This is a genomic window from Methylotetracoccus oryzae, assembly GCF_006175985.1.
Taxonomy (GTDB): domain Bacteria; phylum Pseudomonadota; class Gammaproteobacteria; order Methylococcales; family Methylococcaceae; genus Methylotetracoccus; species Methylotetracoccus oryzae.
Map to the genome: position 1 here is coordinate 1 of NZ_SRSH01000017.1, position 12,243 is coordinate 12,243.

The 12,243-nt window shown below is 65.3% G+C and carries 8 protein-coding genes and 3 tRNA genes; 5 read left to right on the top strand and 6 right to left on the bottom strand.

The genetic code is table 11. The features are described from left to right. Positions 1-406: type II toxin-antitoxin system TacA family antitoxin (locus BWR02_RS15965; protein WP_236102323.1), on the top strand; the 406-nt coding region annotated here is incomplete at its 5' end. Positions 407-638: 232 nt separating this feature from the next. On the opposite strand, the gene BWR02_RS15970 is transcribed toward BWR02_RS15965, so the two are convergent. The 4 genes from BWR02_RS15970 to fchA form a co-directional block, all read right to left on the bottom strand. Next, positions 639-714, bottom strand: a tRNA-His gene (locus BWR02_RS15970). 20 nt (positions 715-734) lie between these two features. Then, positions 735-811 (bottom strand) — tRNA-Arg (locus tag BWR02_RS15975). A gap of 4 nt (positions 812-815) precedes the next feature. Further along, positions 816-892, bottom strand: a tRNA-Pro gene (locus tag BWR02_RS15980). A 95-nt stretch (positions 893-987) separates the two neighbouring features. Next, positions 988-1,608, bottom strand: a complete 621-nt coding sequence (gene fchA, locus BWR02_RS15985; RefSeq protein ID WP_139558927.1) for a methenyltetrahydrofolate cyclohydrolase — start codon at positions 1,606-1,608, stop codon at positions 988-990. Between the two features lie 186 nt (positions 1,609-1,794). On the opposite strand from fchA, the gene BWR02_RS15990 reads away from it, so the two are divergent. Continuing rightward, complete coding sequence (locus BWR02_RS15990; protein WP_139558928.1) at positions 1,795-2,652, top strand: NADP-dependent methylenetetrahydromethanopterin/methylenetetrahydrofolate dehydrogenase; 858 nt, start codon at positions 1,795-1,797, stop codon at positions 2,650-2,652. Between the two features lie 114 nt (positions 2,653-2,766). On the opposite strand, the gene cysS is transcribed toward BWR02_RS15990, so the two are convergent. Both cysS and gltX read right to left on the bottom strand, forming a co-directional pair. Then, a complete protein-coding gene (gene cysS / locus BWR02_RS15995) occupies positions 2,767-4,209 on the bottom strand; it encodes a cysteine--tRNA ligase (protein ID WP_139558929.1) in 1,443 nt (480 codons plus the stop codon). 1 nt (position 4,210) lies between these two features. Next, positions 4,211-5,611, bottom strand: coding sequence for a glutamate--tRNA ligase (gene gltX, locus BWR02_RS16000; RefSeq protein ID WP_139558930.1), 1,401 nt, complete (start codon positions 5,609-5,611; stop codon positions 4,211-4,213). A 319-nt stretch (positions 5,612-5,930) separates the two neighbouring features. Between gltX and BWR02_RS16005 the strand changes: the two genes are divergently transcribed. Genes BWR02_RS16005 through BWR02_RS16015 form a run of 3 tightly spaced genes read left to right on the top strand, consistent with a single transcriptional unit; the run spans position 5,931 to position 12,238 of the window. Further along, positions 5,931-7,385 (top strand): complex I subunit 4 family protein, encoded by a 1,455-nt coding sequence (locus BWR02_RS16005; RefSeq protein WP_139558931.1) that lies wholly within the window; start codon positions 5,931-5,933, stop codon positions 7,383-7,385. A 13-nt stretch (positions 7,386-7,398) separates the two neighbouring features. After that, a complete protein-coding gene (locus BWR02_RS16010) occupies positions 7,399-10,683 on the top strand; it encodes a DUF2309 domain-containing protein (protein WP_139558932.1) in 3,285 nt (1,094 codons plus the stop codon). Further along, positions 10,676-12,238, top strand: coding sequence for an NADH-quinone oxidoreductase subunit 5 family protein (locus BWR02_RS16015; protein ID WP_139558933.1), 1,563 nt, complete (start codon positions 10,676-10,678; stop codon positions 12,236-12,238). Before BWR02_RS16010 ends, BWR02_RS16015 begins: the two co-directional genes overlap by 8 nt. Positions 12,239-12,243: the final 5 nt, after the last annotated feature.

Here is a 12,243-nt window from a genome sequence, read left to right on the forward strand (position 1 = left end):
GGGTCTGCTTCTTCTTCTGGTCATAGGCCAGCGAGGCGAAGGTCGTCTGTTTCATCCGGTCACCGCGTTCACGTGCTCTGTTGGCGATAGCTTACCAGCCGCATTTGTTCAGAGGCTCCTTAGGGAGATTCCCGCGATGTCATCAACCGAAACGAGCGGGAACGCCGGCTCAACCCGGGACATCAACATCAACCTCCGCGCCAAGCGCCGTCAGCGCGACCTGATCGACCAAGCTGCCGAACTGCTCGGCACGACACGCTCAGATTTCATCTTAGAAACGGCATGTCGCGAGGCGGAAGACGTGCTTTCGGATCAGCGCCGGTTTACGCTCGATCCGGAGGCATTCAGGAAGTTTCAGGCGCTGCTTGACTCACCACCCGAAGAAACCCGAAGCTGCGTAAGCTAATGGCAACCAAAGCACCGTGGGAACCGTGAGTTGATTGTGGCGGGAGAGTGGAGCGCACCAGCCCCGATCTCCGCCGACCATAATGTGGCCCTCTTTTGAGTCGCGGTAAGCGGCGCCAAGGCGTGATCGCGAGAAAAAGGTAGTCGGCAGCACGCTCAGTGCGTGCGACTTGGCAGGATCTGATTCACTCGACAGTCAACGACGAAGATCGGGCGCTAACTCATTGAAAAGGTGGGGTGACCGATGGGGCTCGAACCCACGACAACCGGAATCACAATCCGGGGCTCTACCAACTGAGCTACGGCCACCATAGCAAGAACTGAACGGCTGGCGCGCCTGGCAGGACTCGAACCTGCGACCCTCGGCTTAGAAGGCCGATGCTCTATCCGGCTGAGCTACAAGCGCGTAGTGGTCGGGGTAGAGGGATTCGAACCCCCGACATTCTGCTCCCAAAGCAGACGCGCTACCAGACTGCGCTATACCCCGGATCAGCATCCTCAGCGGCGTTCAACACGCACGTGAAGATCGCGGATGATAAACGGGGATGCTTATCCCGTCAAATCAGGATGCCGGCAAGGTCGCTAGAGGCGTTCCTTGACGTCCCGGAAAATCTGCTCGCTGGCGGGCTCGCACTCGGCCAGCAGGGTCTCCAGCTGCTCGACGCTGCTGCGGGCGAAGGCCTCGTCCTTCAGGCTGCCGACGTTGATGTAGACATTCAGCGCCGCGCATTTCAGGGCGGCGTGCGCGGCCATCACGGCGGCCCCCGCATCGCTGATGACGTTGCGATTGCCGTGATCGGCCGCAACGCGGCTCAGACGAATCACCTGTGCGCACAGGCGGGCACAGTCGAGCGGCACCTCCGTCGCGGCCCGCAGTGCCGCCTGGATGCCCGCCGCGCGACGTTGCTTGTCCTCGTCGGTATCCTTGGGCATACGATACGCGGCCATGACCTGGTCGAAGACCGCCATGTCGGCCCGCACGAGATCCGCCATCCGCGCACGAACGGACTCCGCGTCAGTCAGAAGTCGCTGCATCTCGTCTTCGACGGACTCATAGCCCTTCTTCCCCACCGTCAGGTTGCAGACCATGGAAACCAGCGCGGCGCCCATGGCGCCCATGATCGCCGCCGCGCTGCCGCCGCCCGGCGTGGGCGCCTTGCTGGCGAGTTCGTCAAGGAACAGTTCCACTGGCTTGTCGATCATGCAGTCGCTCCGGTCGTTCGATGTCTCTTGAGTCACCCGCGGATTATATAAATTCACCCGCCGCCACTCATCAGATTTGCTTATCCCACGCATCGGCACCTGCCACGTTATCATTGCAGATCGTCATCAACGTCGGAGACCCCAAGCACCGTCACCGCATCACCCGGCGACCGCGCAGGAAAAAGCATGAAGAAGCTGTTGTTCCAATTCGATACGGACCGCTTTCCGTCGGTCTTTGACACCGTCGTGGCTTACGATGGCGGAGCCGATCACGTCATCGGACACGGCGGCGTAACGCCGGACGACATCAGTGCGCTGGTCGAAGGGGCCATTTTCACGCGCCCCCCAAAAGACAAGAAGAACACGGCGATCTTCATCGGCGGCAGCAGTCTCACGGACGGGCAGATCCTGCTGGAGGCCGTCCGGCAGAAATTCTTCGGCGATTTCCGCGTGTCGGTCATGATGGACAGCAACGGCAGCAACACGACCGCGGCGGCCGCCGTGGCACGTTTGGCGGGTACTGGCCCGCTGACCGGTAAACGGGCCGTGGTGCTGGCCGGCACCGGCCCGGTCGGGCAACGGGCGGCCGTCATGCTGGCCAAGGAGGGCGCGGAGGTCACATTGACCTCCCGCACACGGCTGCGCGCCGAACAGGCCTGCGAGGACATGAGGGCGCGCTTCGGCGTGAGCCTGACTCCAGCCGAAGCGGCGACGAACGACGCGCGTGGCGCCGCGATCGCCGACGCTCAGATCGTGCTCGCGGCCGGCGCCGCCGGGGCGCCGCTGCTGGAACCGCACCACTGGCAGGACAACCCGAACATCCAACTGATGGTCGATGCCAATGCGACCCCGCCCGTCGGGATCGGCGGCACGAACATCATGGACCGCGGCAAGGACTACGGCGGCCGGCTGGTCTGGGGTGCGATCGGTTTCGGGATGCTGAAACTGGCCGTGCATCGCGCCTGCATCGGTATGCTGTTCGAAAGCAACGACATCGTGCTCGATGCGGAAGAGATCTATCTGATCGCCAAGGACATGGCGTAAGCGGCGCAGGAAGACCCACTCTCGTGCTGTGACGCCGCACCGCTCATCCAGGCGCTGGCGCGGATACTGCCGTTCTCAGGTGGGAAGCGACGCGCGTCGCAGCCCTGACGGCTGTTAGGCCCGCCGCCAGGTAGTTCCGCCAGCCGCGTCCTCCAGCACGACACCCTGCTCTTTCAGTTCGTCGCGTATGCGATCGGCCAGCGCCCAGTCCTTGGCTTTGCGCGCCGCGAGCCGGTCCTGAATCAAGGTTTCGATGGCGTCCGCCGACAAGCCGCAAGATTGACCCTCTGCGCCGGCGTCACCGGCCGCAGCGACTGTAGCTTCCGCCGACTCGGGCCTGGACTTAAGCCACGCGTCGGCCTCGTCCTGAAGCAGGCCCAGCACGCCGCCCAGTTCCCGCAGCAGCCCGGCGAGCCGTGACGCCTGTGCCGGCGCCGACTCGCGGCTGCGGTTGACGTCGCGCGCCAGGTCGAAGAGCACGGCGATGGCCTCGGCCGTGTTGAAGTCGTCGTTCATGGCCGCATCGAAACGCTCGCGCCGGCCCGCGTCATCCAGCGCTGCCGCCTCATGTGTCGGGATGCCGCGCAAGGCGGTGTACAGACGCGTCAGCGCCGCATCCGCCTCGTCCAGGCTCTCGTCCGAGTAATTCAGCGGACTGCGGTAATGGCTGTTCAGGATGAAAAAGCGCACGGTCTCGGGCCGGTACTGCCGCAGCACCTCGCGCACCGTGAAGAAGTTGCCCAGGGATTTGGACATCTTCTCCTCGTTCACGCGCACGAAGCCGTTGTGCATCCAGACGTTCACGAAGGTCTGGCCGGTCGCGCCTTCCGACTGCGCAATCTCGTTCTCATGGTGCGGGAACTGCAGGTCCATACCGCCGCCATGGATGTCGAAGTGCGCGCCCAGACAACCGGTCGACATCGTCGAGCATTCGATGTGCCAGCCCGGTCGACCCGCGCCCCAAGGCGATTCCCAGGACGGCTCGCCCGGCTTGGCCATCTTCCACAGCACGAAGTCCAGCGGGTCCCGTTTTGCCTCTTCGACCGCGACGCGCTCGCCGGCCCGCAACTCGTCGAGATTCTTGCCCGACAGCCGGCCATAGCCGACGAAGTTCTGCACCGCGTAGTAGACATCGCCATTGCCGCCGACATAGGCGTAACCGCGCGCGATCAGGGTTTCGATCATCGCGATCATCTCGGCGATGGATTGCGTCGCCCGCGGCTCGATATCCGGCCGCAGTACTTTCAGCGCATCTTCGTCGGCGTGCATCGCCTCGATGAAGCGCTCGGTCAGCGCCGCGGTCGACTCGCCGTTCTCCTGCGCGCGCCGAATGATTTTGTCGTCGATGTCGGTGATGTTGCGGACGTAGACGACCCGGTAGCCGGCATGACGCAGGTGCCGGACCACCGTGTCGAACACCACCATGACCCGGGCATGTCCGAGATGGCAGTAGTCGTAGACGGTCATGCCGCAGACATACAGCTTCACGAGGCCCGGTTCGATCGGTACCAACGGCTCCTTGCGGCGCGACAGGGTGTTGTAGATGCTCAGGCTCATGTCATTCGGACACGTAGGTGAACTCGGCCAGGCGGCGCCGGGCGCGCGCCGGATCGAGCAATTCGTAGATGCGGGCCAGTTCCGGGCCGTCGGTCCGGCCGGTCAGCGCGGCCCGCAGCGGCATGAACAACTGCTTGCCCTTGGCGCCGGAGCGGCGTTTCAGCTCCTCCAGGAAGGCCTTGTAATCGCGCGGCGCGGTCTGCGCGGCATCAAGCGCCGACAGGAAGAAGCCCTCGCCGGCCTGCTCCGCCAGCTGCGCCACCTCGGGCTCCCGATGGAGTTCATCGGCGAACAGGACGCGAGCCCATTGCTCGGCCTGCTCCGGGAAAACGCAGTTGCTGCGGACGATGTCCAGGTACTCGTCGTGGTGTTCTACCGGAACGACAACGCGCAGGTCCGGCGGCAGCCAGGACCACAACGCTGCGTCGTCCGCACTCCGGACGGCGAGCTGTTGCCAATGATCGAGATGGACCGGGTCGAAGCGGGCCGGCGATTTGCCCAGGCGCCGCACGTCGAAGCCCGCCTTCAGCGCGGGCAGCGCCAGCAGTTCCTCACTGTCGTAATGGTGGCCGAGGCGCGCCAGCATGTTGAGTATCGCCACCGGCAGGTAACCCTCCTGACGCATCTGGGAGATGCTGCGACTGCCGTTGCGCTTCGAAAGCGGCGCGCCGTCGTCACCCACGATCAGCGAGATATGCGCATAATCGGGCCGTGGCAGGGCCAGCGCCTGCAGGATCATCAGCTGACGCGGGGTGTTGGTCAGGTGATCCTCGCCGCGCAGCACCAGATTGACGCCCATCAGCGCGTCGTCGACGGCGTTGCAGAAGAAGAATGCCGGCGTGCCGTCGGCCCTGCGGATGATGAAATCCCCGATGTCATCGGACGAGAACCGCTGCGGGCCGCGTACCTGATCGTCGAACTCGATGACCTCGCCCTTCGGAACCCGGAACCGCAGCGTCGGCTGGACGCCTTCCTGCAGACGCCGCGTCACGTCGGATGTAGACAGATGGCTGCATTTGCCACTGTAGCGCGGCGGCCGGCCGGAACTCAGCTGCACCTTGCGCGAAATCTCCAGTTCCTGCGGCGAGCAGAAGCAATAATAAGCGCGACCGCTCTGCTCCAGCTCTCCGTAATACTGACGATACAAGTCGACCCGGCAGCTCTGATAGTAGTCCCCTTCCGGTTCGGGGCCTGACGGTCCCTCGTCCCAGATCAGGCCCAGCCAATCCAGATCCTCCATCAGCGCCGCGACGAACTCGCGCCGGCTGCGTTCCAGGTCGGTATCTTCGATGCGGAGCAGGAAGCGCTCACCGGCCAGCGCACTGAGCACGGCGGTGCGGGCGTTGCCCAGATGCATGAGTCCGGTGGGACTGGGCGCGAAACGTGTCTTTACCGACGTCATCGGGAAGGAGAAGAAGGGGCGGGATAAACGACGGCCACTTTAGCAAGGGCTTACGAGGCCCCGCAAGCCGCGAGCGACGCAGTCGCGCTCCCCCTGCAGCACGTTGCAAGTCGGCCAGCGACCGGCTAACCCGTCCAGGCTAACGGAAAGCAGGGCGATCAGTGGCCCGAACCGCTGTGCCGCACGTTTCCGGGGCCGGGCTGGCGTGCTATTCTTCGCCCTGTTTCGCGGCATCGCTGTGCGCCGGCCGTCAGCGGGAAACCAGGAAGTCCGCTCGGACGCCAACCTTCACAGCAGAAACAGCACCGCTCCCGACCTCGTGAAGATACTGAGCGTCATTCTGTGGGCCCCGGTCGTCGGTGCGCTCTTAATCGCCTGCGTGCCAGCACAGCGGACCCGCATCGTTCGGGCCATCGCACTCGGTGCGGCCACCGCGACACTGTTTCTGGCCGCCAGCCTCCCGTTCTCGTTCGACAGCGCGTCGGCCGATCTCCAGTTCTTCGAGCGCCGCGCCTGGAACCCCGCGATGGGCAGTTTCTACGCGCTCGGCGTCGACGGCATCTCGCTGCCAATGGTGCTACTGTCCAGCCTGCTGTCGCTGGTCGCGACAATTGCCTCGTCGACGATCCACCGAAACGTCAAGGGCTACTGCATCTGGCTGCTCGCCCTCGAATTCGGGATGCTCGGCGTCTTCATGGCGCAGGATTGGGCCCTGTTCTACGTGTTCTGGGAACTGACGCTGATTCCGCTGTTCTTCCTGATCGATCTCTGGGGTGGACCCTACCGGCATAAGGCCAGCCTGAACTTCGTGCTGTATACGATGGGAGGCTCGGTGTTCATGCTGCTGGCGCTGCTGGCCGTCTACAAGAGCTCGCCGGACAACTCGACGGCAATGGATTCGATGATCACGGCCGCCCGCGCACTGCCACCGGGGACCCAGTTGCTGGTCTTCGGCGGACTGTTGCTGGGCTTCGGCGTGAAGATGCCGCTGTTTCCCATCCATGGCTGGCTGCCGCTGGCGCATGTCGAAGCGCCGAGTCCGGTCAGCATCCTGCTGTCCGGCGCCTTGCTGAAGATGGGCGCCTACGGGCTGCTGCGAAGTTGCGAAATGCTCCCGGCGGCCGTCGTGGAGTTTCAGCCCTGGCTGCTCGCGATCGCGCTGATCACCGTCATCTACGGCGGCCTCATCGCCTGGCGGCAAACGGACCTCAAAGCGATGATCGCTTACTCGTCGATCAGCCATATGGGGCTGGTGCTGTTCGGTATTGCCAGCCTGAACATGACGGGCCTGCTCGGCGCCACGCTGCAGATGAGCGCCCATGGACTGGTCGGCGGCGCGCTGTTCCTGCTGATCGGTCTGCTGTACGAGCGGACGCACACCCGCGAGATCGGTGACTACAGTTCGCTGATCAAGGTAACGCCGCGTTTCGCGGCCTTGACGACGCTGACCCTGCTAGCCGCCGTGGGTCTGCCGGGCAGCCTGAGCTTCGTCGCAGAGCTGCACGCGCTGATCGGCGGCATCCAGCGGTCCGGCTGGTGGACCCTCCTGCTGTCCATCGGCATCATCGTCAGCGCAGCCTATGCCTTCCGCACGATCGGCAATCTCTTCACTGGCCCGGTGCGCCCGGCGATGGCGGCGGTGGAGGATTTGCGGCCGGCCGAACTGCTGGCGGCCGGCGCGCTGGTCGCAGGCATCCTGGGTTTCGGCATCGCGCCCGCGCTGCCACTGGACCTGATTACCGCATCGGTCGCCCGGCTGAGCGCAATCTTCTGAACGTGCGAGGCCCATGAACGCAGCCGCGCCCTCACCGAGCCCGCCACCGGACTCGCACACTGCGACTCGGCAGCGTGTCGCCGAACTGGTCGACCACCTCGACCACATTCTGCCCGCTCAAGCGCCCTTGCTGGACTTCGTCCATCACAACACGCTGCATGGCTATCAGCACCTGCCGTTTGCACAGGCCCTGACCGAGCTCGAGCGCATCACCGGCGTCCGGGCCTATCCGTCCGAAACGACCTTTCGGTCCTGGTACGCAGCGCAGCGTATCGAGCAGGAGGATCTCGATGCGGTACTGAGCCAGTCGACAGACCTGGAACCCGATACCGTCGTCCTGGAAATTGGGGCGACGAAGGTGCGTCGCCGTGAGCTGTACCGTCTCGCGATGGTTTATGGCATCGAGCCGACGACCCGAGAGGCTCTGCGGTGGATGAGCCGGGAAAGCGGTATCTTCGATCGCATCATGGATGACATCCCGCCGGGGGCGCGTCACCGGCTGCTGCAAGCCATCAAGACCGAAACCGCTCCGTCAGCCGGACCCGTGCCCGCTCCGCGCACCTTCGTCCGTGCCCTCTGGGCAGCCTGTGCCGACAAGCTTGGATTGGCGGCGGCCGGCCTGGATCCGGAGGCGGCGCTCGATCCGATCATCGACGAGGTTCCCGGGTGGTCGCCCAAGGAATCCGTCAATACCGACCGCGGGGCAGAGCAGCGCAGCCGGATGGAGGCGGTGCTGGACCACGTTGGCAAAACCCTCAGCCTGCCGGCGCTGATCGGCGAGTTGACCGGGCAAAGCGCCATTGAGGCGCTACGCCCTGACCTGATCCGCCTGTGCGCCGCCTTTCTGGACGAAGGCGTTGCGGCCTGGCAGCCACCTAACCGCCGTGATGGCCTCTACGCGGTCTGGCGGGAATCGGTCGAGCGAGGCCTGCTGATCCGACCATCTGCGTTGCGCCCGAATGAACTTCCCGCCGATGCGCTGGGCGCGATCGCGTCGGAACTGACGCGCCTTGGACTGTCCGACGACCGCTGGGGCGGCTACCTCGCCCGCGTCGCACTGGAGTTGCCAGGCTGGGCAGGTCTGATCAACTGGCGTAGCCGGCACGCCAATTACGCCGCGAACACGGCGGCGCCCGCAGATCTGGCCGATTTTCTGGCCGTGCGGCTCATGCTGGACCGGGTCTGGAGCGACCGACTGTGCCAGGAGACCTGGGCAATCGAGGCGACCCTTCCGGCGCTGCGGCGGTTTTTCCTGTCGCATGCCGACGAGTTCTCGCTGCGGCGCGCGCTGTACGGTGGGACCTTGGCCGAGGATCTCGCCGATGCGGTCCATCGCCTCATCGCCACGCCCGAGCCGACCGACCGGACCCGTCAGCAGTGGCAGGAGATCGGGCGGCTGCACGACGCCCGACAGGGTCAGGACAGGGCCACGCCGCGCGCCCCCCAGGGACCGCATGAGAACGTGTGGCGACTGTTTCGTCTGGCCCAGCACCTGGGGTTGACCGCCACCGAGGTTGGGACGTTGCCGAAAATGCAGGTTGAGCGTTTGCTGCGGCTGCTCGACGATTTCACACCGCAGCGCCGCGCCAATCTGTGGCTGCTGGCCTACGAACGGAACTACCGGCAACGGATCTTCCTGGCTTTGTCGGACAATCATGGCCAGGGTCGTTGGCAGCGCCGCGAGCACGCCCCGGACGTGCAGATCGTGTGCTGCATGGACGACCGGGAGGAAAGTCTCCGCCGACATCTGGAGGAGCGGAATCCGCGCGTGGAAACCTTCGGCGCCGCCGGCTTTTTCGGTGTGCCCATGTACTGGCAGGGCCTGGACGACACGCGGAAGACCCCGCTGTGCCCGGTCGTCGTGACCCCTACCAACGAAGTGCATGAACTGCCCCGAGCCGACGAGGCCAAGCGTCACCGGGCCCACCGCCGCTGGCATCGTCTCCGCACCTTGCGCGACGACCTGCTGCAGCACGAACTCCGCCGGAACCTCGTGTCCTCCTCGCTGTTGATCGATGCGCTGGCGCCGGGCTATCTGTTGGGCCTCGCGGCGAAAATCGGCGCTCCCGGTACCTTCCAGCGCTGGGCGAGGGCCGCTGCCTCGACCCTGATTGGCCCGGTGCGCACAACGGTAACCGCCACCGCCGTCCAGGGAGAGTCGCCACGGCTCGGATTCACCGACGCGGAACAGACCAACCGTATCGAAGCCTTCCTGCGCAACATCGGCCTGATCGACCACTTTGCACCCCTCGTGGTCCTGCTGGGCCATGGGTCGAACAGCGAGAACAACCCGCACGCGGCCGCTTACGACTGCGGCGCCTGCAGCGGACGCCATGGCGGGCCTAACGCGAGAGTCTTCGCGGCCATGGCCAATCGTCCGCAGATCCGCCAAAACCTGGCGGAGCGGGGCATCACGATTCCCGACGGAACCTGGTTTGTCGGCGCCGAGCACGACACCTGCAACGACGCCGTGCACTGGTTCGATGTCGAGGATCTGCCACCCGTGCTCCGCCCCGTGCAACACGCCTTTCGGAAGGAACTGGACCTGGTTTGTCGTCTGTCCGCCCGGGAGCGGTGCCGCCGCTTCGCCTCGGCGCCGCGCGCGCCTGACCCCGGTCACGCCCTGGCTCATGTCGGAAAGCGGTCCGCCGACTTCAGCCAGATACGCCCTGAGCTGGGACATGCGACGAACGCAGCGGCCTTCGTCGGACGACGCGCGATGAGCCAGGGCGTTTTTCTCGACCGGAGAGTCTTTCTGATCTCCTACGATCCGACGACGGACGACGACGGATCGCTACTCGAGGGAATCCTGCTGGCGGTCGGACCCGTCGGAGCGGGCATCAACCTCGAATACTATTTCTCGACCGTCGCGGCCGATCGGCTCGGCTGCGGCAGCAAGGTGCCGCACAACGTAACCGGCTTTTTCGGCGTCATGGACGGGGCATTCAGCGACCTGCGCACCGGACTGCCGCGCCAGATGACCGAGATCCATGAACCCATGCGGCTGCTGCTGGTCGTCGAGCAAAGGCCCGAGGTCCTGACGGCGATCTGTGAACGCCAGGCGCCGCTGCGGGAGTTGATCGTCAACGGCTGGATCGTCCTCGCCTGCCGGCATCCGCTCGAAGGCTCGCTATGGCTGTTCGAGGACGGCTCCGGCTTCGTGCAGTGGCGGCGACCCCAGGCTCAGACGCCGGTGTGCGCGGGATCGGCCGATTGGTACTCGGGTCACACCGACCCGCTGCCTCCGGCCCTGATTCGCACCGACGCCGGAGCGGCGGAGAACCCGCGCCATGCTTGAAGCCCTGGCTGCCAGCATTCCCCTCTTTCCGCTCTCCGCCGCGCTGCTGATCGCAGCCGGGATGGTCTCCGGACGATTGGGAGGAGAAGCCGGGGAGTGCTACACGCGCCGCCTTGCCCTGGGCGCCGCGATGAGCTCGGCCATCGCGCTGCTGATCGTCATCGGCCTGCGCAGCCGAGCCGCCATGCCTCCGCAGTTGCGCCTGGGCACCTGGATCGCCAGCGGCCGGCATCGGATCGACTGCAGCCTCACACTGGACGCGCTCAGCCTGAGCTTCGCGATGCTGATTCTGCTGCTAGGCGTCGCTGTGTTGCGTTTTTCGGGCAGCTACATGCACCGTGAGCCAGGGTTCCATCGCTACTTTCTGGTGATGACCCTGTTCATTGGCGCGATGCTCATCCTCTCCCTCGGCGGCAACGGCCTGTTGACTTTCGCCGGCTGGGAAATCGCCGGCGTCTGTTCCTTCCTGCTGATCGGCTACACCCATGAGCGGCCGGTGGCCGTCGCAAATGCGAGCCGCGCCTTCCTCACCAACCGTGTCGGCGACATCGGCTTCCTGCTCGGACTGCTGCTGGCGGTAGCCTGGATCGGCGATCTGGAATGGCCGAAGCTGTTGCACGCGGCGCGCAAGCTGCAGCCGATCGCCGCCACCGGGCTGGCCTTGTGCTTTCTGCTGGCAGCCGCAGTCAAGTCGGCGCAGTTGCCGTTCACCCCCTGGGTCACCCGGGCGATGGAGGGTCCGACCCCGTCCAGCGCGCTGTTCTACGGCTCCGTAATGATCCATACCGGCGCCTTTCTGGTGCTACGCCTGCAACCGCTGTTCGAGCACTCGGTGCCGGCCATGTTCTGCCTGATGGCGGTGGGCGCGCTGACGGCCTGTTACGGCTTTTTGACCGGCCTGACCCAGACCGACGTCAAGTCCTCGCTGATTTTCGCGACGGTTGCCCAGATCGGGCTGATCTTCCTGGCCTGCGGTCTTGGCTGGTGGACCTTCGCCACCGTGCATTTGTTCGCGCATGCCGTCGTGCGCGGTTTCCAGTTCCTGTCGGCACCGTCGTTGATGCACCGTGTCGCGGCGCGTCCGATGCGTCCGGTGCCCGCCTTTCTGGCCCATCGTCCCGGCCTTTACCATGCGGCCCTGCAACGCTTCTGGGTCGAAGCGGCTACCGACCGCTGGATCGTTGCCCCAGTGCAACGCATGGCTGCCGATGTCGAGCGTTTCGACCGGGAGGTGGTCGAGCGCATCGTTGGCTTGCCGGTACCCGCGCTCGGCAGTCTGTCGTCGGCCGCGGCCTGGGAGGAAAGCCGGCTGGCCGCGACGGGCGGCTCGGGACCGGACGCGCGCGAAGCCGGCGGCGTGATCCGCTGGATGGCCCATCAACTCGCGTTGGCGCTGCACTGGTTCGAGGAGAAACTGGTGCTGCAGGGGGTTGGGGCCGACCTCTGGAAGGGATTCCGGCGCTTCGGTCAGCGTCTCCGCGCGATTGACGAAGCCCTTTGCAGGCCGCGGTATCTGATCCTGCTGGTAATCGCCACGCTGTTGTCCGTGAAGTAATCGAG

Coding starts and splice junctions, on each gene's coding strand:
- fchA (WP_139558927.1), bottom strand. CDS start 1,608: ATGATCGACAAGCCAGTGGAACTGTTCCTTGACGAACTCGCCAGCAAG.
- BWR02_RS15990 (WP_139558928.1), top strand. CDS start 1,795: ATGAAGAAGCTGTTGTTCCAATTCGATACGGACCGCTTTCCGTCGGTC.
- cysS (WP_139558929.1), bottom strand. CDS start 4,209: ATGAGCCTGAGCATCTACAACACCCTGTCGCGCCGCAAGGAGCCGTTG.
- gltX (WP_139558930.1), bottom strand. CDS start 5,611: ATGACGTCGGTAAAGACACGTTTCGCGCCCAGTCCCACCGGACTCATG.
- BWR02_RS16010 (WP_139558932.1), top strand. CDS start 7,399: ATGAACGCAGCCGCGCCCTCACCGAGCCCGCCACCGGACTCGCACACT.
- BWR02_RS16015 (WP_139558933.1), top strand. CDS start 10,676: ATGCTTGAAGCCCTGGCTGCCAGCATTCCCCTCTTTCCGCTCTCCGCC.